We start from the raw sequence: 19,573 nt of genomic DNA, 5'->3' as shown, positions 1-19,573 counted from the left end.
ACCGGCCGGCGCTGAAGAAGGCCGGCTTCCTGACCCGCGATCCGCGTGCCATCGAGCGCAAGAAGTACGGCCTGAAGAAGGCCCGCAAGGCGCCGCAGTACAGCAAGCGCTGATCGCACATCGCGCGACTCACTCGCCGGGTGTCTCCCAATTGGGGGCACCCGGCGAGTGCGTTTAGGAGGGCGCGCCGCGCCGGTTATGTCCGGGGCCGTCCGATGTGAGAAATTTGACCCCATGGGGCGACTGTTCGGGACTGACGGCGTGCGGGGCGTCGCCAATCGTGAACTGACCGCTGAGCTTGGTCTGGCACTCGGTTCCGCTGCCGCTCGCCGGTTGGCGGTTCCCTCCGCCTCGCGGCGCCGGATCGCGGTCGTCGGACGCGACCCCCGCGCCAGCGGCGAGATGCTGGAGGCGGCGGTCATCGCAGGCGTGACCAGCGAGGGTGTTGATGTGCTGCGGCTGGGCGTGCTGCCGACACCGGCGGTGGCCCATCTGGTGGCGGCCTATGGCGCCGATTTCGGCGTGATGATCTCGGCGTCACATAACCCGATGCCGGACAACGGCATCAAGATCTTCGGACCCGGCGGTCACAAACTCGACGACGATGCCGAGGACCGCATCGAGGAATTGGTGGCACAGGGTCCGGGACTGCGCCCGGTGGGCTCCGATATCGGCCGCGTCATGGTGGCCCCCGACGCGCTGGACCGCTACCTGGACCACATCGTGGCGGCCGCGCCCGTGTCACTGGGTGGGCTGACGGTCGTCGTCGACTGCTCCAACGGTGCCGCGTCCACGGCGGCACCGCGGGCCTATTCAGCCGCGGGTGCGCGGGTGATCGCGATCAACGCCGAGCCCGACGGTCTCAACATCAACGACGGTTGCGGCTCGACGCACATGGAGTCGTTGCAGGAGGCGGTGCTTGCGCACGGCGCCGACCTCGGACTGGCACACGACGGTGATGCCGACCGCTGCCTTGCGGTCGACGGTGCCGGCCAAGTGGTCGACGGCGATGCGATCATGATGGTGCTTGCGCTGGCGATGAACGAGGCCGGGGAACTGGCCTCGGGCACGCTGGTGGCCACCGTTATGAGCAACCTCGGTCTGCATGTGGCCATGCGCGAAGCCGGAATCACCGTGCGCACCACCGGAGTGGGTGACCGCTACGTCCTCGAGGAGTTACGCGCGGGTTCCTACACTCTCGGCGGGGAACAGTCCGGCCACATCGTGATGCCGGCCTTCGGGACCACCGGTGACGGCATTCTCACCGGACTGCTGCTGATGTCCCGGATGGTCCGCACCGGCACGCCGCTGGCGGCCCTGGCCGCTGGAATGCGGACCATGCCGCAGGTTCTCATCAACGTGGCAGTGGCTGACAAGGCCACCGCCGCCGAGTCGCCTGCGGTGCGGAGCGCCGTGGCCCAGGCCGAGGCGGAGTTGGGCGATACCGGGCGAATCCTGTTGCGTCCGTCGGGAACCGAACAGATCGTCCGCGTGATGGTCGAGGCTTCTGATGAAGACACCGCACGCCAGGTGGCTCACCGGGTGGCGAGATCGGTCCGCGCCGAGGACTGAGCGCCGGCGGGTGGAACCGCGGGGGGCCGCACTGCGTCTTATTGCGGTATGGGAACCATCTCTGTTGATCCCGGTGCACTGCTGGCCGCCGCGCGGCGCATGGACGCCGCGGCCGATATTCTCGCCTCAGCTCTCGGTACCCACCTGGGCGGCCTGCAGTCCGGCACCGCGGCCGTTGACCAGCTCGTCGCGGACATGGGTCAATGGGCCTGTGCCGCACGGGAGGTAGCCGCCTCGCTGCGACTGGGCGCTGACCGTTACCTCGATGGCGAGGCGGACGCGGTGGCGGCTCTGCGGTGAATCCCGGGCCGGTACCGATTTCTGACACCCTGGCAGCCGACAGTGCAGCGCTGGCGGGGGCGGCTTCAGCGGCCGAAGAAGCCCTGTGTCTCGAACGTGAGGCACTCGGTGTGTTGCGGGACGGCTGGACCAGTGATTCCGGTTCGGCCGCATCGGATTTCATCGAGAGTCACTGCCGGGAGGGCGAAGCCGTCGTCGCGGCGCTGCGGCACGCTGCGATGGTGCTTCAGTCGCTGGGTGACACCCTGTCGACCGGGCAGCCGGCAGATCCGGCCACCCTCGCCAGGGACGAGGCGCACGCGCGGTTAGGGGAGCGGGCGCCATCGGCCTTCCCGGCGCCCGATGCCCCGGCAATCCCGGCCTCCGCCCCGGCGATGAACTGGCCTGCCTCCGTTCCCGCACCCGCACTACCCGACGTCAGCGGTGCGATCGCAGGCCTGGTCGCCCAGATCGTCGACGCGCTGGGAACCGACCCGGCCGATCCTGCTGATGCGGCCCCCGTGGACGCAGCGCCCGCCGGCGAGTCGCAGACTCGACCCGACCCGTTCGCAGAGGTGACGAAGCCGCCCGCCGTCATGGCGCCGACGCCCGCGCCGGTCCAGCCGGTTGCCCCGGTCGAGCCACTCGCGCCCACCCCGGTTGATCCGGCCCCGCTGCTGGCCGCCGAGGCGCCGCCGCCGGATCCGGCCCAGCGCACACCGTGTGAGATCGCGGCTGATGAACTACCTCAGGTGGGCCAGTGAGAATCAGGGCAGCAGCTGCTGGAGCTCCTCGACGTAGCGGACGTACTCCGCGCCGTCGGTGGCGACCGGAGTGGCCAGCAGTGTCGTGACGCCGGCCTCGGCGAAGGCCGCTACCCGCTCCTGTACATAACTGCGCGGGCCGATCAGTGACACGCTCCGCACCAACTCGTCGGGCACTGCCGCAATCGCCTCTGCCTTCCGGCCGGACAGATACAACTCCTGGATGCGGTCGGCGACCTCGCCGAAGCCGTACTTGGTGGCGACGTTGTGATAGAAGTTGCGGCCCTTGGCCCCCATGCCGCCGATGTAGAGCGCCAGTTGGGGTTTGGCCCAGTCCAGTCGCTCGCCGACGTCATCACCGATGGCCACCGACACGCTGGCCATAACATCGAGATCGCCGAGTGCACTGTCGCGCTTGGCTTTTCCGGCGCGGAGTGCTTCGCCCCAGACGTCATCAGCCTTCTCCGGATAGAAGAACACCGGCTGCCATCCCTCGGCGATCTCTGCGGTGAGTTCGACGTTCTTGGGTCCCAACGCTGCGATGACGATCGGAATCCGCTCACGCACCGGCTCATTGATGATCTTCAGCGGCTTGCCCAGGCCGGTGCCGCGGCCGGCCGGCAGCGGGATCTGGTAGCTCTTGCCCTGGTATGACAGCCGCTCCCGGCGCCACACCTGACGGCAGATTTCCACCACCTCCCGGGTTCGGCCGAGCGGAGCATCGAATTCAAGGCCGTGGAAACCCTCCATCACCTGGGGGCCGGATGTTCCGATGCCCAGCCGGAAGCGGCCGTCGGATACGTAGTCCAATCCGGCGGCCGTCATCGCCAGCAACGTCGGGGTGCGGGTATAGATCGGAACGACACCGGAGCCCAGTTCCATGGTCGAGGTCTTGGCCGCCAGGTAACCCAGCTGACTGATCGCATCGAATGAATACGCCTCGGGGACAAGGACGATTCCCACTCCGGCTTTCTCGAGTTCGACCACCTGGTCGACGGATTCTTTGAAGCCGCCCGAATAGGGCAGGAAGATGCCGGTGCGCATGCACCGGTTATATCACCAACCAGTTGGTTGAGCTCTACCGGAACAGCGCCGTGATCCGGTCCTCCGGCGCGGTTGCGGGCGCCTCCGGATCGGGCCGGCTGGTGTGCCGGAACGTGACGTCCGGATCAGCGAAATCGCGATAGGTCTTGTCGCCGGTGAGATGGAACAGCAGGAATCCGGTCAGCAGCGCGCGCACCGTCTGTTGCGGCCGGGTGCTGCGGCGCGGTATTCCAAGCAGGCCGCTGAGGCCGTGCTCCTCAGCCAGGCTGGTTGCGCTCGCCTTGTCGACGACGCGCAGGACTGAGCCAGCCCAGCACCCAGCGATCTCGAGTGCGTCGGTGCGAATCGATCGGCCGTCATCCTCGGTGGCCAGCACCAGTCCCGGCACCGTCAGGGTGGTCGCGGCGGCCTCGGCCGAAGGCTTGGTGACTCCGGGGAACACCGCGACAACCGCTGTGGGAGCCGGGCCGGCATCGGCGCCGCGGGATGCTGCGGCGGCCGCGAAGATCGCCGCGGCCGCACCGAATCCGTGCCCGGCGAGGCCGAGTTTGGTCGGCGCGACGCTGATCTGCCCGGGTCCCAGGCGCACCCCGGTGATCACCTCGAGGGTGGTGCCGAGGTCGTGGGAGAGACTGAGCACCGACGGAGCCAGCCCGCGCTGGGTGTTCGGGGCGGCGGCGACGATGCCCCAGCTGGCCAGGTGCTCGCAGGTTGCGGAGTAGTCGTCGGTGTCGCAGAGCCAGTCATGGCCGAAGGCGACGGCGGGCAGTCCGTACCCGGTTGCCGGGGTGTAGACCACTCCGGGGAGTCCGGCGAAGGCCAGGTCACCACGCAGCACCCTGTTGGGCCCGCGCCGCGTGAGAGAGCTGAGCAGCTTGCGGGTCCGGGCCACCCCACGACCGTAGCCGACCGGGGGTGACCCCGCGCTGGACTACCCTGGTAACCCATGTGCGGAATCGTGGCGTACGTCGGGCACCGTCCCGCCTGCAACGTCGTGGTCGAGGCACTTCGTCGGATGGAATACCGGGGTTATGACTCCTCGGGAATCGCCATCCTGGACGGCCGGGGCGGCCTGACCGTCCGGCGCCGTGCCGGCCGGCTGGCGAACCTCGAGGCGGCGCTGGCCGAGACCGACGCCGACGAACTGGCAGGCACTTCCGGGCTCGGTCACACCCGCTGGGCCACCCATGGCCGACCCACCGATCGCAACGCGCATCCGCACCGTGACGCCGCCGGCAAGTTCGCCGTTGTGCACAACGGGATCATCGAGAACTTCGCCGGACTTCGCCACGAGTTGGAGGCCGAGGGCGTGGAGTTCTCCAGCGACACCGACTCCGAGGTCGCCGTTCACCTGATAGCCCGGGAGTACCGCCAGGGTGAGGCCGCCGGTGATTTCGTGGCCTCGGCGCTTGCTGTCCTGCGCCGGCTCGAGGGGCACTTCACCCTGGTGTTCACCCACGCCGACGACCCGGGGACCATCCTCGCCGCGCGCCGGTCCACCCCGCTGGTGGTCGGTGTCGGTGAGGGGGAGATGTTTGTCGGCTCCGATGTCGCGGCATTCATCGAATACACCAGGGAGGCAGTCGAACTCGGCCAGGATCAGGCCGTCGTGATCACCGCCGACGGATATCGGATCACCGATTTCGACGGCAACGACGATGCCGCCGGTGCTCGGCCGTTCCATATCGATTGGGATCTGTCGGCCGCCGAGAAGGGCGGTTTCGACTACTTCATGCTCAAGGAGATCGCCGAGCAACCGGCCGCGGTCTCCGACACCCTGCTGGGCCACTTCGTCGATGGCCGCATCGTCCTTGACGAACAGCGGCTCAGTGATCAGGAACTACGCGAGGTCGACAAGGTTTTCATCGTTGCGTGCGGCACCGCCTACCACTCCGGTCTGCTGGCCAAGTACGCCATCGAGCACTGGACCCGCCTGCCGGTCGAGGTCGAACTCGCCAGCGAGTTCCGTTATCGGGACCCGGTCCTGGACCGGGGGACCCTGGTGATCGCGATTTCGCAGTCCGGCGAGACTGCCGACACTCTTGAGGCTGTCCGGCACGCCAAGACCCAGAAGGCCAAGGTGCTGGCCATCTGCAACACCAACGGCAGTCAGATCCCGCGCGAGGCGGACGCGGTGCTCTACACCCGCGCCGGACCGGAGATCGGCGTGGCGGCCACCAAGACATTCCTGGCGCAGATTGCCGCCAACTATCTGGTCGGTCTTGCACTGGCACAGGCCCGCGGCACCAAATACCCCGACGAGGTCGCGCGGGAGTACCGCGAACTCGAGGCGATGCCCGCACTCGTGCAGCAGGTCCTGGGTCATCTCGACGCCGTCGCCGATCTCGGTGTGCGATTCGCGAGCGCCTCCACCGTGCTCTTCCTGGGCCGCCACGTCGGCTACCCGGTGGCACTCGAGGGCGCGTTGAAGCTCAAGGAACTGGCGTATATGCACGCCGAGGGCTTCGCGGCCGGTGAGCTCAAGCATGGTCCAATCGCCCTAATCGAGGACGGGCTGCCCGTCATCGTCGTCATGCCGTCGCCGAAGAACGCCGCGACCCTGCACGCCAAGTTGCTGAGCAACATCCGCGAGATCCAGGCCCGCGGAGCCGTCACCATCGTGATCGCGGAGGAGGGCGATGAGACAGTGCGCCCCTACGCCGACTTCATCTTCGAAATTCCGGCGGTATCAACGCTTTTCCAGCCATTGCTCTCAACGGTGCCACTGCAGGTGTTCGCCGCTTCGGTGGCCCGGGCCCGCGGATACGACGTCGACAAGCCGCGCAACCTGGCCAAGTCCGTCACGGTCGAATAGTCACTTCAGGTAGATGAAGTACTACTACTCCGCCGAGCAGATCCGGGCGGCCGAGGCCCCACTTCTGGCCGCACTGCCCGACGGGGTATTGATGAGGCGGGCCGCCTCAGGGCTGGCCACCGCTGTCGCCGGGGAACTTCGCCGTCGCAGCGGAGCGGTGGCCGGCCGCACGGTGTGCGCGGTGGTCGGCTCCGGATCCAACGGCGGGGACGCCCTGTGGGCCGCGACCTTCCTGCGCCGCCGGGGCGTGGCGGCCTGCGCGATCCTGCTCAATCCTGAACGCACCCATGCCCGGGCTCTTTCGGCGTTTCGGGCTGCCGGTGGACGCCTGGTCTCAAATGTCTCCGCGGCGACGGATCTGGTGATCGATGGTGTCGTCGGGATATCCGGAACCGGTCCGCTGCGCCCGGCTGCCGCCGCGGTGTTCGCCGCCGTCGAGGGCGCCGGTATTCCGGTGGTGGCTGTCGACGTCCCCAGCGGCATCGATGTACATACCGGGGCGATCGACGGGCCGGCGGTGCAGGCTGCGCTCACCGTCACCTTCGGCGGGCTCAAACCCGTTCACGCCCTTGCCGACTGCGGCCGGGTCGAACTGGTCGACATCGGACTGACGCTGCCGGCGTCCGATCTGCTGTCCCTCGAGGCGGCCGATGTGAAAGCTCTCTGGCCACTACCCGGGCCGCGTGACGACAAGTACACCCAGGGTGTGGTGGGGGTACTGGCCGGATCGTCGGACTACCCGGGGGCGGGGGTCCTGTGCAGCGGGGCCGCGGTGGCAGCCACCTCGGGGATGGTTCGCTACGCGGGAAGTGCCGGCGCCGAGGTGATTTCACACTGGCCGGAAGTCGTCATCGCGCCCGACGCCCCCGGTGCGGGCCGGGTCCAGGCCTGGGTGGTCGGACCGGGGATGGGCGTCGACGAGTCGGCGATGAGTGAGCTGAAATTCACGCTCAACAGCGACCTGCCGGTCATCGTCGATGCCGATGGCCTGACACTGCTGGCCCGTCACCCGCACCTGGTGACCGGACGCGAGGCACCGACGGTGCTGACCCCGCACGCCGGTGAGTACGCCCGGCTGGCCGGGGAGTCTCCGGGCACCGATCGGGTTGCGGCCGCGCGCCGCCTGGCAGACCGGTTCGGCGCCGTCGTGCTGCTCAAAGGAAATGTCACCGTTGTGGCCGAGCCGGGATCGGGCAACACCTACCTCAACCCGGCAGGCGCATCCTGGGCCGCTACCGCGGGATCCGGAGACGTGTTGTCCGGCATCATCGGAGCCCTGCTGGCAGCCGGTGTTGCACCGGCCCGGGCCGCCGCCGCCGCGGCCTTCGTCCACGCCCGGGCCGCCAATGCTGCAGCCGCCGATCCGGGGCCCGCTCCCGTGCCGACGTCGGCTTCGAAGATCCTCGCCCATATCCGCAACGCCATCGCAGATTTGTAAACCCCAGAAGGAGAGCTCATGCCGCACATCAAGTATCGATCCCCGTCGATTGCTCCGGCCTACACCGGCAGGCTCTCCACCGATCCGATCCCGTCACTGCGCCTGCCCGCCGACGCGATGGAGCCAGCCGCCGCGTACCGCTTCATCCACGACGAGTTGATGCTGGACGGCAGTTCCCGGTTGAACCTCGCCACCTTCGTCACCACGTGGATGGATCCCGAGGCCGAGAGGCTGATGGCCGAGACATTCGATAAGAACATGATCGACAAGGATGAATATCCGGCGACCGCCGCGATCGAATCCCGCTGTGTGGCAATGGTCGCCGACCTGTTCCATGCCGAGAACCTGCGCGACGACGACGCGGCCAGCGCAATCGGAGCGTCGACGATCGGGTCGTCGGAGGCGGTCATGCTCGCCGGTCTGGCGATGAAATGGCGCTGGAAGGAGCGCGTGTCCACGGTCGGCAAGAACGCGGTCGGCAAGAAATCGGTCGGCAAGAATGGGACCGACACGGATGCGTGGAAGGGTCGCACTCCCAACCTGGTGATGGGTTCCAACGTCCAGGTGGTGTGGGAGAAGTTCTGCCGCTATTTCGAGGTGGAGCCGCGCTATCTACCGATGGATGAGGACCGTTACGTCATCACTCCGGAGCAGGTGGTCGCCGCCGTCGATGAGGACACCATCGGGGTGGTGGGAATCCTTGGCACGACCTACACCGGCGAGTTCGAGCCGATAGCCGAAATCTGCGCGGCGCTGGACAAGCTGCAGAAGAAGAAGGGCCTCGACATCCCGGTGCACGTCGACGCCGCCAGTGGTGGTTTCGTGGCACCGTTCCTGCACCCGGACCTCAAGTGGGACTTCCGACTTCCCAGGGTGGCGTCGATCAACGTCAGCGGTCACAAATACGGCCTGACCTATCCGGGTCTCGGATTCGTGGTGTGGCGCAACGCTGATCAGCTGCCCGAGGATCTGATCTTCCGGGTCAACTACCTCGGCGGCGATATGCCCACCTTCACGCTGAACTTCTCCCGGCCCGGAAACCAGGTCGTCGCCCAGTACTACAACTTCCTGCGGCTGGGGCGCGCCGGCTACACCACTGTGATGCAGACTCTGTCGGCCACCGCCAGGTGGTTCGCCGACAAGCTGCAGACATCGCAGCATTTCGACGTGATCGCCGACGGTTCGGCCATCCCGGTGGTGGCGTTCAAGCTCTCCGGTGACTTCGGGTACAACGAGTTCGACATCTCGGCGTCACTGCGGTCCTACGGCTGGCAGGTGCCGGCCTACACCATGCCGGATGGCGCCCAGGATATTTCGGTGCTGCGGGTCGTGGTGCGCGAGGGATTCTCCGCGGACCTGGCCCGCTCGCTGTGGGAGGACCTGCACGCTGTCCTGGATCACCTCGACGCGCTGAGGCCCGAGGGTCACTTCACCCAGGGGCACTTCGCGCACTGAGGGTTCAGCGGATCCGCGCGTTGCCGGGATCGTAGATCGGTGCCAGCGACACGGTGATCGGATACACCGTGCCGCCGACGTCCACGGTATAGCTGCCGGCGCGAACCCAGTCCGGCGTGATGACCGTGGCTGCGCGCAGGTAGCCCAGACCGACGCAGGCGCCGGCGGTGGCCCCCCATGCGGCGGAGCTGACCTGTCCGGCGACCTCGCCGTCACGACGGATCAACTCCCCACCCCACAGCATCGGTTCGGCGGAGTCCACCGCGAAGCTCACCAGCCGGCGCCGCTGTCCGTCGGCCTTCGCGCGTTCCACCGCGGCGCGTCCGAGGAAGTCGATATCGGATGTGAGCTTGCAGGTGAACAGCAATCCCGCCTGGACGGGGTTGTCGTTGGGGGTGAGTTCTCGGCCAAAGGCCCGGTAGCCCTTCTCCAGACGCAGTGATTCGATCGCATAGTAGCCACCCTTCCTGACACCGAAGGGTTCGCCGGCGGCCATCAGATCCTCATAGACACCGACGGAAAACTCGGTGGGAACGTAGATCTCCCAACCCAATTCACCGACGTAGGTGATTCGGGTCGCGCGAACCGTCGCGTAGCCCAGGGAGATCTCCCTGCTGGTGCCGAACCCGAAACCGGAATCGGAGAGGTCGGCATCGGTGAGGGTGGCCAGCAATTCGCGCGAACTCGGGCCCATGACCCCGAACACCGCCATGGCGGAGGTGACGTCGACGAGTTCGGCCCGCGATCCGGCCGGCAGGTTCTTGCGGATGTGGTCCTGGTCGCGTTCGGTGGTGGCCGCACTGCTGATGATCAGGAACTCATCGGTGCCGGTTCGGGTGATGGTCACGTCGGACTCATAGGTGCCGCGGACGTTGAGCATCCCGGTGTACACCGTCCGGCCGACCGGTACGGCGACATCGTTGGTGCACAGCCACTGCAGACCAGGTTCGGCGTCAGGTCCGACGAGGAGGTACTTGGAGAAGGATGTCTGGTCGAAGACGGTGACCGCTGTCCTGGTGCTGATCTGTTCGCTCACCGACCACGGCAACCAGTTCGGTTTGCCCCAGGAGTACTCGATGGTCGGTTCAGCGTCGGAGGGGGCGAAGAAGTTGGCCCGCTCCCAGCCCATCCGGCTGCCGAAGTTCGCATTCGCCGCGACCAGGAGATGGTGCACCGGTGATCGGCGGAATGGCCGGGCGGTGGTGAGTTCCCTGTTGGGCCAGGGTATTTCGTAATGGACGCCGAGGATCTCGGCGACCCGGTCGTGGAGCCAGGCATTGTTGCCGTTGAACCGGGCGAATCGGCGAATATCAACGGCAGTCAGGTCCGTGGTTGGTGATCCGTTGACGATCCATTCGGCAAGTGCGCGGCCGGCGCCGCCTGCAGAGGCGATTCCGACCGAGTTGAAACCGGCGCCGACGAAGAAGTTCGCGCACTCGGGAGCCTCACCGAGGATGAATTGGTTGTCGGGGGTGAAACTCTCCGGGCCGTTGTAGAGCTTCTTGCATCCGGTCTGTTCCAACGCCGGGATCCGGAGCAGCGCGTTCTCCATGAGGATTTCGAAGTGCTCCCAGTCCTCGTCGAGCAACTGGAACTCGAAGGGGTAGGGAATCTTGTCCGGCGCCACCCACGGTTTGGCCTCGGGCTCGAATCCACCGATGACCAGGCCGCCGACCTCCTCCTTGAAGTAGGTGTAGCCGTCCGGGTCGCGCAGGATCGGAAGATTCGGATGTACCCCGGCGATGGTCTCGGTGACAACGTAGAAGTGCTCGGCGGAGTAGAGCGGGACGTTGACACCGGCCATGGCGCCGACCGCCTTGGCCCACTGCCCGGCGCAGTTGACCACGATCTCCGCCTCGATGTCACCGGCGTCAGTGCGTACCCCGGTCACCCGGCCTTCGGAAGTCAGCACATCGAGTACGCGCACATGCTCGATGACGCGGGCTCCGCGCTGACGTGCGCCCTTGGCCAGGGCCATGGTCAGATCGGTGGGGTTGGCCCTGCCGTCTGCGGGCAGCCAGATGGCGCCGACGAGGTCATCGATCCGCATAACCGGATACCGATCGAGGGCTTGCGCCGGACTGAGGAGTTCACACTCGAGGTCGTAAGCCGCTGCGTTGGCCGCGGTACGGCGCAGCTGCGTCATGCGGTCCTCGGTGCGGGCGACCGTCACACCGCCGCATTGCAGGTATCCCGCGGTCAGTCCGGTCTCCCGCTCCAGATCGGCGTACAGCTCGGTCGAGTACTGAACCAGCCGAGTGCCGCTCTCCGAGGCGCGCAGCTGACCGACCAGGCCGGCGGCATGCCAGGTTGTGCCACAGGACAATTGGCCCTGTTCGAGCAGCGTCACGTCGGTGTGGCCCAGACGGGTCAGGTGGTAGGCGACGCTGGTTCCGATGACGCCGCCTCCGATGATGATGACCCGGGCGCGCTCAGGTAGCGATGTCGCAAGCATGTTGTCCCGTCTTCGTGTCTCTAGTCCTGCGTCTGTGCGTCGTCGAGCAGTCGGGCGAAGTCCGCACCGCGGAACTCTGCGACCGCGGATTCATAGCGCTGGATTGCCCACTGCCAGAAGTCGAAATCCAGCGTGCTGGAGGAATTTTGAATGCATCCCCACAAAGTCCAGCCGTACTTGCCGGCGATACCCTGCAGCCGGGCCCGGGCGATCTTGTGACGTAGTGGGCGCCCGTAGTAGACGGTCACAAGTTCCTCAAGTTGATCGTTGGACAGCCCACACTCGCCCCAGATATTGCCCAACTCGAAGCAGGGATCGTTGTTGCCGGAGTACTCGTAGTCGATCAGCCAGACCTTCTCGCCATCGTCGATGAAGTTCGCGGCCAGCAGATCGTTGTTGCAGGGCACCGTGTTGCCGTCGGTGGCGTTCAGTACCCGGCGTATCGCGGCGAACCGGTCGGCGTGATCGCCATACCCATCCGGGACGGGGAATCCGTTGTCCCGGACGATTTCCAGATAGCTGGGCTGGAGTTCGAACATGTCGAAGCGGTCGCGGAATCGCGGGCCGGCGTGCAGTTTCCGGCAGCCCGCTGCCACCCGGGCCAGGACCCCGGGGTCCTGCAGGTCGGGATTGGTGAGGGTGCGGCCGTCCAGGTATCCGACGAGCAGGATGCCCAGGTCGGGCCGGTAGTCGATGACCGGGGCGCCCACGCCCGCCTGTTCGGCCGCCCTGCTGTTGTAGTACTCGTTATCCCGATCGATGCGCAGTAGGTTCGCACCGGGCTCGCTGCAACGGGCGACGTAGACCCCGTTCGGGGTGGTGACTTTGATATTGCGGTTGGTCAGCCCTCCCGGGAGTTCCTCGAGTCGTCGGGGCCGGCCCGCCAGTGCCGGCACCTGATCGAGCAGTACGCCCCAGTCCTGCATGTGTCGAAAGACTAGATCAACTGCGCACCGGCGGGCATGTCAAGCCGGCGCGTTTGCTCGCATACCGGCAGTTCGTCTCTACCGTCCACGGCGTGCCTCGGGCGTCTGGGACAATCGACGGCGGTGAGAATATGCAGACCACATCGGTGACCTCGTCGACGTACAACGGCGAGGCCGTCGTCGACCTCGACGCAATCGTCCACAACGTGGGTGTTCTGCGCGAGCACGCCGGTTCGTCGCAGGTGATGGCCGTTGTGAAGGCAGACGGCTACGGCCACGGCGCCAGCGCGGTCGCTCGCGCGGCGGTGGGCGCCGGGGTCGCCGAACTCGGGGTGGCCACCATCGGTGAGGCCCTGGCACTGCGCGCCGACGGGATCAGCGCGCCGATCTTGGCCTGGTTGCATCTACCGGGAACCGACTTCGGACCTGCTCTGGACGCCGGCGTCCAGATCGGGGTGTCCTCGGTCCGGCAGATCGAGGATCTGCTGGCCGCCGTCGAGCGCACTGGCCGCTCCGCCAGTGTCACCATCAAGGTGGACACCGGACTCAACCGCAACGGTGTGGGCGCCCGGGACTATGCCGCGGTGCTGAGCGCACTGCAGCCGGCGATGGCCGCCGAGGCCGTCCATCTGCGTGGCATCATGTCCCACCTGGTGTGCGGCGACGTTCCCGACGATCCACTCAATGACCTTCAGGCCCAGCGATTCACGGCGATGATCACCGAGGCACGCGGTCGGGGAATCGAGTTCGAGGTGGCCCATCTGTCGAACTCGCCCTCGACGATGACCCGGCCGGATCTGGGCTTCGACATGGTCCGCCCGGGGATCGCGGTCTACGGTCTGAGTCCGATGCCCGAGTCCGGCGATATGGGGTTGCGCCCCGCGATGACGCTCAAATGTTCTGTGACCATGGTGAAGTCGATCAGTGCCGGTGATGGCGTGTCCTATGGGCATGCCTGGGTCGCAGACCGGGACACCACCGTGGCGCTGTTGCCGCTGGGGTACGCCGACGGAGTCTTCCGCACGCTGAGTGGCCGCATCGATACGCTCATCAACGGCCGGTTGCGGCGCAACGTGGGGCGGATCTGCATGGACCAGTTCCTCGTCGACCTCGGTCCGGGTCCCGTCGATGTCGCCGAGGGTGACGAGGCCATCCTGTTCGGCCCGGGAACCGCGGGGGAGCCGACCGCGCAGACATGGGCGGATCTACTCGGCACCATCAACTACGAGGTGGTCACCAGCCCGCGGGGCCGGGTCCGGCGCAGCTACGTCGGAGGGAATTCCGGTGGCGGGTAAGGGCGAACGGAAGTCGAAGGCCCTCGCGAAAGTCGAGTCCGACGGACTCGGCGTCGGCAGGAAGGCCGGGCTGATGGCCGGTGCCGCCGGACTCGGGGCGCTGGGCACAGCGGCCGGTGTGTCCGCCGCGAAGGCACTGCGGCAGCGAAAGGCCGTTCGGGATGCCTACGAGGGCGAAGACTTTCATCTGCTCGACGCCGATCGCGGTTGTGTGATCACCACCCCCGACGGTATCCCGCTGGTGGTCCGGGAAGTCGGGCCGATCACCGCGCCGCTGACCGTTGTGTTCGCCCATGGTTTCTGTCTTCGGATGGGCTCCTTCCACTTCCAGCGTGCTGCCCTTGCCAAGCGGTGGGGTGATCAGGTCCGGATGGTGTTCTACGACCAGCGCGGCCACGGCCAGTCCGGAATGGCGCCGATCGAGACCTACACCGTCGAGCAACTCGGCCGGGATCTGGAAACCGTTCTGCAGGTGATGGTTCCGCGGGGGCCAACGGTGGTGGTGGGCCATTCGATGGGCGGGATGACGGTGCTTTCCCACGCCCGGCAATTCCCAGAGAACTACGGTCGCCGGATTGTCGGCGCCGCGCTGATCTCCTCGGCTGCAGAGGGACTGCCGCGCTCGCCCCTCGGTGAGATCCTGCAGAACCCCGCGTTGGAGGCAGTCCGCTTCGCCGCACGCTACATCCCCGGTCTGGTGCTGCGCACCCGCGGCGCGACCCGATCCATGCTGCGGCCGGTCCTCAAGACCGCCTCGTTCGGTGATGACGCGGTCAGCCCGACGGTGGTCGCGTACTCCGAGGAGATGATCCAGGACACCGCGACCGATACCCTGGTGGAGTTCCTGCACGCCTTGGAGGTGCACGACGAAAGTGCGGCACTGCCGGTGCTGGCAAAAGTTCCGACGCTGATCGCCTGTGGTGACCGCGACATGCTCACCCCGGTCAAATATTCCGAGGAAATGGCCGCCGCGCTGCCGAATTCGTTGCTGGTGATCGTGCCGGGCGCGGGGCACCTCGTTCAGATGGAACGCCCCGACATCATCAACGACGCTCTGGTGCGACTGGTGGAGAAGGCCACCCCGTCGCGGTTGGTCGCCTTCGGTCGGAAGTTGCGGGGAAGTGACTGACGTCCGACTCGAGGCCGGCACCGCCGAACTTCCGACCGTTGAGGACACCCTGGCTCTCGGGGAGCGGATGGGACGGCAGCTGCGGGCCGGTGACGTCGTCGTGCTGTCCGGACCGCTGGGTGCCGGAAAGACGGCTCTGGCCAAGGGGATCGCCCGGGGTATGGAGGTCGATGGTCCGGTGACCTCGCCGAGTTACGTGTTGGCCCGCATCCATCGCACCCATCGGGCCGGCGCCCCGGCCATGGTTCACGTCGACGTCTATCGACTCCTGGACGTCCCGGGAGTTGACCTGCCTGCCGAACTCGACTCCCTGGATCTGGACGCCGATCTCGATGACGCCGTCGTGGTGGTGGAGTGGGGAGAGGGCCTTGTCGAGCGGCTCTCCGACCGTCACCTCGACATCGCGCTGACCCGTCTGCCCGACAGCGATGTCCGCACCGCAACCTGGCGGTGGGGCCAACCATGAGCCGAGCTGTGCTGGCCGTCGACACCTCAACGCCCGCGGTGGTGGCGGCGGTACTGCGCCGCCACGATGATGGGCGGATCGAACTGCTCGCCGAACACATCACCGTCGACGGCCACGCACATGCCGAGCTGCTCACGCCGAATATTGTTGCGGCCGTGGGCGATGCCGGCCTCGGCATGAATGATCTCGATGCGGTGGTGGTCGGTTGCGGTCCGGGGCCGTTCACCGGTCTGCGAGTCGGGATGGCGACCGCAGCCGCCTATGGCCACGCACTGGGGGTTCCGGTGCATGGAGTGTGTTCGCTGGACGCCATCGGCGGCCTGGCCATGGGCCCACGTGATGGCGACGTGCTGGTGATCACCGACGCCCGCCGCCGGGAGGTCTACTGGGCGCGCTACCGCGATGGGCAGCGGATCGACGGGCCTGCGGTCAACGCTCCCGGCGACGTGCCGTCGAACGGTCATGAGCGCCGCATCGAGTTCGCCCACCCCACCCCGGTCGGACTGGTGGCCGCCGTCGGTGACTGGGGCAGCCCGCCGGAACCGCTGATCCCGCTCTACCTGCGCCGCCCCGACGCCAAGACGCTGGCCGAGCGGGGTCTGGCATGACCCTCGTGTGTGACCGCCTCGTCCGCGGCGACGCCGCCCGCTGCGCCGAACTCGAGGCCATCCTGTTCGACGGTGACGATCCGTGGCCGGAGGTCGCGTTCGTCCGGGAACTGGCGGTCCGGCACAACCGCTACGTCGGCGCCCGGGTCGATGACGTCCTGGTGGGATACGCCGGGATCGCCCGCTTGGGGCGCACGCCGCCCTACGAGTACGAGATCCACACGATCGGCGTGGACCCGGACTATCAGGGCCGGGGCATCGGCCGGCGGATGATGGTCGATCTGCTCGACTTCGCGGGTTCCGATGGCGTGGTCTTCCTCGAGGTCCGCACGGACAACGCCCCGGCCCTCGCACTGTATGAGAGCCTGGGCTTCGTCCAGATCGGAGTGCGAAAGCGCTACTACCGCAACGGCGCCGACGCCTACACCATGAGACGGGGTGCGGATTGAGCACGACAATCCTGGCCATCGAAAGCTCGTGTGACGAGACCGGAGTCGGCATCGCCCGGCTCGACGCCAACGGCACGATCACCCTGCTGGCCGATGAGGTCGCCTCCAGCGTCGACGAGCACGCCCGCTACGGCGGTGTGGTTCCCGAGGTCGCATCCCGCGCCCACCTGGAGGCGCTCGGGCCCACCATGCGCCGCGCATTGGATGCGGCCGGTGTCGAGCGGCCCGACGCGGTCGCTGCGACCATCGGCCCCGGCCTGGCCGGTGCACTGATGGTGGGAGTCGCCGCTGCCAAGGCCTATGCGGCTGCCTGGGGCGTGCCGTTCTACGCCGTCAACCACCTCGGTGGGCATCTGGCGGCCGATGTCTACGACCACGGGCCGCTGCCCGAATGCGTTGGGCTTCTGGTCTCTGGCGGCCACACCCACCTGCTGCACGTGCGCTCGCTGGGAGCGCCGATCATCGAATTGGGCAGCACCGTCGACGACGCGGCGGGGGAGGCCTATGACAAGGTGGCCCGCCTGCTGGGCCTGGGCTATCCCGGTGGTAGGACACTCGACGAGTTGGCCCGCACCGGCAACCGGGATGCGGTCGCCTTCCCGCGCGGGATGACCGGACCGCGCGATGCCCCCTACGCCTTCAGCTTCTCCGGACTCAAGACCGCCGTGGCCCGTTATGTCGAGAGCAACCCGGGCTTCATCCCCGCCGATGTCGCCGCGGGCTTCCAAGAGGCTGTCGCCGATGTGCTGACCGCCAAGGCGGTGCGGGCCGCCACTGACCTGGGGGTGTCGACACTGTTGATCGCGGGTGGGGTGGCCGCCAATTCCCGGCTGCGGGAACGGGCCGAAGAGCGTTGTGCTGCAGCAGGTCTTGAACTGCGGATCCCGCGACCGCGATTATGCACCGATAATGGAGCGATGATCGCCGCGTTCGCCGCCGAACTGATTGCCGCCGGGGCAGAGCCGTCGACACTCGCCGTGGCCAGCGACCCGGGTCTGCCGATCCTGCAGGGTCAGGTCGCATGAGCGACCGCGAGGCGATCATCGATCTCATCCACCGCTACGCCGAACTCATCGATGGGGGCGACTACGACGGACTGGGCCGGCTTCTGGGCCGGGCGTCCTTCGGCGGGCCGAAGACTCCGAAGGTATCCGGCGCGGGGAACATCGCCGGATTGTTCGCCATGACCACCAAGCGTTTCCCCGACACCGGCACCCCGAATACCCGGCACCTGGTGCTCAATCCGATCGTGGAGATCGACGGCGACACTGCCACGGCACGCTCCACGTTCTGCGTCGTTCAGGCCACCGACCGGGTGCCGCTGCAGCCGATCGTTGTCGGCCGGTACTACGACGGCTTCGCCCGTGAACCCGCAGGGTGGTTCTTCACGTCCCGGATCGCCGACGTGGAGATGACCGGGGACGTCTCTGACCACCTGTTGGTCGATCCCCGCGTCTTCGACGGGGACGGCGCATCGCAGAGCTGAGCGAGTCGATGAACATTTGGGTGATTGCGCTGCGCTAGGTTTCCGGCTCGGGAATAGTTAAGAGCTGACTTTGCTCATCGAAATAGGGGAATGCCGGTGTCGGTTTCGTCAGATCGTGTCCTTCCAGTGGTCCGTTGGCTGCAGGTCGGTGCCGCCGCAGCGGGCGTCGGAGTCGCCATCGGCCTGGCATCCGCCGCCACAACAACCGCGACGGCATGGGCTGATGACGGCGCAACGTCGTCGCCGTCGGATTCGCGCACTCAGGCGCAGGGCCGGAAGTCGGACGGTGCCACTGTCGCGACAGCGCGGCGCACCGCCCGCCCCCATGCCACCGGGGCGAGTTCGGCAGCCGTCCAGCGCCAACCGAGCGCCCCCGCGGCAGCCGCCGCCCGGACACCGCGGGTACGCGTCGGCGCTCCGGCGGTGTACGGGTCCGCCCGCTCTGTCCCCGTGTCCGCCGCGCCGACGGTCGGCATGCCGATCGCCGCCGTCACGGCATCGGCGTCGACGGCCTCCGCCGCGCCGAGTCTGGGCTTCTTCCCCACTCTGGCGCGCCTGACTCTGGAAGACGTCTTCACCGGAACCGGCCCGGCCGCGGTGACCAACCCGACAGCGGCGGTGACCGGACTGTTCAACGAGGTGCTTCGCAGGAACCCGACCACCGCCGAACTCAATAACTACCTGGCCCTGATGACCTTCACCGGCGCCAACGGCGTGATCGCAGGTCTCTACGGCTCCGCGGAGTTCCGCCAGAACGCGGTCACCAACTACTACGTCCAACTCCTCGGCCGGACCCCGACTCAGGCGGAATTGAACCAGGGAGTCGCCGACTACAGCCGTATCATCGGCGGTGGTTCGGAGTCCTTCGTCACCAAGCTCGCCGGCGAAACCGCGACCTACACCTACAGCGCCTCAGGCGGCGGCACCTACGGCGCCACGCCGTCGCCCACCAGCTACGTGAATCTGCTCTACCGCTCGTTGCTCGGTGAATCCGCCGGCGCGACCGCCGATCCGCTGATCCAGAGCATCCAGGCGGGACTGTCGATCGCGCGGGCCGCGAACCAGTTCGTCACATCCGATGCCTACCGCACCGTCAAGGTCGAACAGATTTATACGGTTCTCGGTCAGCAAGCCTCGTCCACCGACATCGCCAAGTACGTCTCGAACTGGAACATGAACGGCGGCCAAGCCGGCATCTCCCAGAGCCTGCTGGCCACCACGGCCAATATCCAGCGCATCGAGGCGGGTCTGGTGACGGTGCCCGATGCGGAATCGGCGCAACTGCTCCAAAGCCTCATGCTGTCCGGCTACGCGGACTTCGTCACCGGCCTGAAGCAGCAACTGCAAGCCGGCGGGACGAGCGCCGAGGGTAAAGCAAACGGCTGCAAGGGG

General features: G+C 67.2%; 18 protein-coding genes and 1 pseudogene. 15 read left to right on the top strand and 4 right to left on the bottom strand.

From position 1 onward, the window contains the following. The 4 genes from rpsI to ACR2JI_RS08090 all read left to right on the top strand — a co-directional run. Window positions 1-113 (top strand): 30S ribosomal protein S9 (rpsI, locus tag ACR2JI_RS08105; protein WP_526389567.1); only part of this gene is annotated, 113 nt, incomplete at its 5' end. Between the two features lie 121 nt (window positions 114-234). Beyond that, window positions 235-1,572 (top strand): phosphoglucosamine mutase, encoded by a 1,338-nt coding sequence (glmM, locus tag ACR2JI_RS08100; protein WP_526389564.1) that lies wholly within the window; start codon window positions 235-237, stop codon window positions 1,570-1,572. 48 nt (window positions 1,573-1,620) lie between these two features. Continuing rightward, window positions 1,621-1,872 carry an ESX-1 secretion-associated protein gene (locus tag ACR2JI_RS08095; protein WP_526389563.1) on the top strand — a complete coding sequence of 84 codons (252 nt, stop codon included), beginning with the start codon at window positions 1,621-1,623 and terminating at the stop codon, window positions 1,870-1,872. Continuing rightward, the gene (locus tag ACR2JI_RS08090) at window positions 1,869-2,615 is read left to right on the top strand and encodes a hypothetical protein (protein ID WP_526389562.1); all 747 of its coding nucleotides are present in this window, start codon (window positions 1,869-1,871) and stop codon (window positions 2,613-2,615) included. Before ACR2JI_RS08095 ends, ACR2JI_RS08090 begins: the two co-directional genes overlap by 4 nt. A 3-nt stretch (window positions 2,616-2,618) precedes the next feature. On the opposite strand, the gene ACR2JI_RS08085 is transcribed toward ACR2JI_RS08090, so the two are convergent. Further along, window positions 2,619-3,659, bottom strand: a complete 1,041-nt coding sequence (locus ACR2JI_RS08085; RefSeq protein ID WP_526389561.1) for an LLM class F420-dependent oxidoreductase — start codon at window positions 3,657-3,659, stop codon at window positions 2,619-2,621. A gap of 34 nt (window positions 3,660-3,693) precedes the next feature. Then, window positions 3,694-4,551 carry a hypothetical protein gene (locus tag ACR2JI_RS08080; RefSeq protein ID WP_526389560.1) on the bottom strand — a complete coding sequence of 286 codons (858 nt, stop codon included), beginning with the start codon at window positions 4,549-4,551 and terminating at the stop codon, window positions 3,694-3,696. A 54-nt stretch (window positions 4,552-4,605) separates the two neighbouring features. Here ACR2JI_RS08080 and glmS point away from each other — a divergent pair, with 54 nt between their 5' ends. From glmS to gad, 3 genes are read left to right on the top strand one after another with little or no spacing between them, the layout of a single operon-like run. Next, complete coding sequence (gene glmS, locus ACR2JI_RS08075; RefSeq protein ID WP_526389559.1) at window positions 4,606-6,474, top strand: glutamine--fructose-6-phosphate transaminase (isomerizing); 1,869 nt, start codon at window positions 4,606-4,608, stop codon at window positions 6,472-6,474. Window positions 6,475-6,487: 13 nt separating this feature from the next. Beyond that, complete coding sequence (locus ACR2JI_RS08070; RefSeq protein ID WP_526389558.1) at window positions 6,488-7,912, top strand: NAD(P)H-hydrate dehydratase; 1,425 nt, start codon at window positions 6,488-6,490, stop codon at window positions 7,910-7,912. A gap of 18 nt (window positions 7,913-7,930) precedes the next feature. Continuing rightward, a complete protein-coding gene (gene gad, locus ACR2JI_RS08065) occupies window positions 7,931-9,367 on the top strand; it encodes a glutamate decarboxylase (RefSeq protein WP_526389557.1) in 1,437 nt (478 codons plus the stop codon). Between the two features lie 4 nt (window positions 9,368-9,371). Here gad and ACR2JI_RS08060 read toward each other — a convergent pair whose 3' ends face one another. Both ACR2JI_RS08060 and ACR2JI_RS08055 read right to left on the bottom strand, forming a co-directional pair. Beyond that, on the bottom strand, window positions 9,372-11,822 hold the full coding sequence (locus ACR2JI_RS08060) for an FAD-dependent oxidoreductase (RefSeq protein ID WP_526389556.1): 2,451 nt from the start codon (window positions 11,820-11,822) through the stop codon (window positions 9,372-9,374). Between the two features lie 20 nt (window positions 11,823-11,842). Next, on the bottom strand, window positions 11,843-12,748 hold the full coding sequence (locus ACR2JI_RS08055) for a phosphotransferase (RefSeq protein WP_526389555.1): 906 nt from the start codon (window positions 12,746-12,748) through the stop codon (window positions 11,843-11,845). Between the two features lie 131 nt (window positions 12,749-12,879). On the opposite strand from ACR2JI_RS08055, the gene alr reads away from it, so the two are divergent. The 8 genes and pseudogenes from alr to ACR2JI_RS08015 form a co-directional block, all read left to right on the top strand. Then, entirely contained in the window at window positions 12,880-14,043 is a 1,164-nt protein-coding gene (gene alr / locus ACR2JI_RS08050) for an alanine racemase (protein WP_526389566.1), read from the top strand. Window positions 14,044-14,116: 73 nt separating this feature from the next. Next, window positions 14,117-15,172 carry an alpha/beta fold hydrolase gene (locus ACR2JI_RS08045; RefSeq protein ID WP_526389565.1) on the top strand — a complete coding sequence of 352 codons (1,056 nt, stop codon included), beginning with the start codon at window positions 14,117-14,119 and terminating at the stop codon, window positions 15,170-15,172. Then, window positions 15,165-15,638: a tRNA (adenosine(37)-N6)-threonylcarbamoyltransferase complex ATPase subunit type 1 TsaE gene (tsaE, locus tag ACR2JI_RS08040; protein WP_526389554.1), complete on the top strand. Its 474-nt coding sequence runs from the start codon at window positions 15,165-15,167 to the stop codon at window positions 15,636-15,638. The genes ACR2JI_RS08045 and tsaE overlap by 8 nt, the downstream gene beginning before the upstream one ends. Beyond that, window positions 15,635-16,246: a tRNA (adenosine(37)-N6)-threonylcarbamoyltransferase complex dimerization subunit type 1 TsaB gene (gene tsaB, locus ACR2JI_RS08035; RefSeq protein ID WP_526389553.1), complete on the top strand. Its 612-nt coding sequence runs from the start codon at window positions 15,635-15,637 to the stop codon at window positions 16,244-16,246. The genes tsaE and tsaB overlap by 4 nt, the downstream gene beginning before the upstream one ends. Next, a complete protein-coding gene (gene rimI / locus ACR2JI_RS08030) occupies window positions 16,243-16,695 on the top strand; it encodes a ribosomal protein S18-alanine N-acetyltransferase (protein ID WP_526389552.1) in 453 nt (150 codons plus the stop codon). The genes tsaB and rimI overlap by 4 nt, the downstream gene beginning before the upstream one ends. Then, window positions 16,692-17,720, top strand: coding sequence for a tRNA (adenosine(37)-N6)-threonylcarbamoyltransferase complex transferase subunit TsaD (tsaD, locus tag ACR2JI_RS08025; protein ID WP_526389551.1), 1,029 nt, complete (start codon window positions 16,692-16,694; stop codon window positions 17,718-17,720). The genes rimI and tsaD overlap by 4 nt, the downstream gene beginning before the upstream one ends. Continuing rightward, a complete protein-coding gene (locus tag ACR2JI_RS08020) occupies window positions 17,717-18,181 on the top strand; it encodes a nuclear transport factor 2 family protein (RefSeq protein ID WP_526389550.1) in 465 nt (154 codons plus the stop codon). The genes tsaD and ACR2JI_RS08020 overlap by 4 nt, the downstream gene beginning before the upstream one ends. 126 nt (window positions 18,182-18,307) lie before the next feature. Continuing rightward, window positions 18,308-19,573, top strand: a pseudogene (locus ACR2JI_RS08015) (hypothetical protein); the annotation flags it as partial.

The organism is Mycobacterium sp. (assembly GCF_051006775.1).
Taxonomy (GTDB): Bacteria; Actinomycetota; Actinomycetes; order Mycobacteriales; family Mycobacteriaceae; genus Mycobacterium.
Note: the sequence above shows the minus strand (reverse complement) of the source record. Positions and strands in the feature narration are given on the sequence as shown.

Bases quoted from the DNA above. Each gene is read 5' to 3' on its own strand.
- ACR2JI_RS08085 (WP_526389561.1), bottom strand. From the start codon at position 3,659: ATGCGCACCGGCATCTTCCTGCCCTATTCGGGCGGCTTCAAAGAATCC.
- rimI (WP_526389552.1), top strand. From the start codon at position 16,243: ATGACCCTCGTGTGTGACCGCCTCGTCCGCGGCGACGCCGCCCGCTGC.
- glmM (WP_526389564.1), top strand. From the start codon at position 235: ATGGGGCGACTGTTCGGGACTGACGGCGTGCGGGGCGTCGCCAATCGT.
- ACR2JI_RS08095 (WP_526389563.1), top strand. From the start codon at position 1,621: ATGGGAACCATCTCTGTTGATCCCGGTGCACTGCTGGCCGCCGCGCGG.
- alr (WP_526389566.1), top strand. From the start codon at position 12,880: ATGCAGACCACATCGGTGACCTCGTCGACGTACAACGGCGAGGCCGTC.
- ACR2JI_RS08020 (WP_526389550.1), top strand. From the start codon at position 17,717: ATGAGCGACCGCGAGGCGATCATCGATCTCATCCACCGCTACGCCGAA.
- ACR2JI_RS08055 (WP_526389555.1), bottom strand. From the start codon at position 12,748: ATGCAGGACTGGGGCGTACTGCTCGATCAGGTGCCGGCACTGGCGGGC.
- ACR2JI_RS08045 (WP_526389565.1), top strand. From the start codon at position 14,117: ATGGCCGGTGCCGCCGGACTCGGGGCGCTGGGCACAGCGGCCGGTGTG.
- ACR2JI_RS08070 (WP_526389558.1), top strand. From the start codon at position 6,488: ATGAAGTACTACTACTCCGCCGAGCAGATCCGGGCGGCCGAGGCCCCA.
- glmS (WP_526389559.1), top strand. From the start codon at position 4,606: ATGTGCGGAATCGTGGCGTACGTCGGGCACCGTCCCGCCTGCAACGTC.
- gad (WP_526389557.1), top strand. From the start codon at position 7,931: ATGCCGCACATCAAGTATCGATCCCCGTCGATTGCTCCGGCCTACACC.
- tsaB (WP_526389553.1), top strand. From the start codon at position 15,635: ATGAGCCGAGCTGTGCTGGCCGTCGACACCTCAACGCCCGCGGTGGTG.
- ACR2JI_RS08060 (WP_526389556.1), bottom strand. From the start codon at position 11,822: ATGCTTGCGACATCGCTACCTGAGCGCGCCCGGGTCATCATCATCGGA.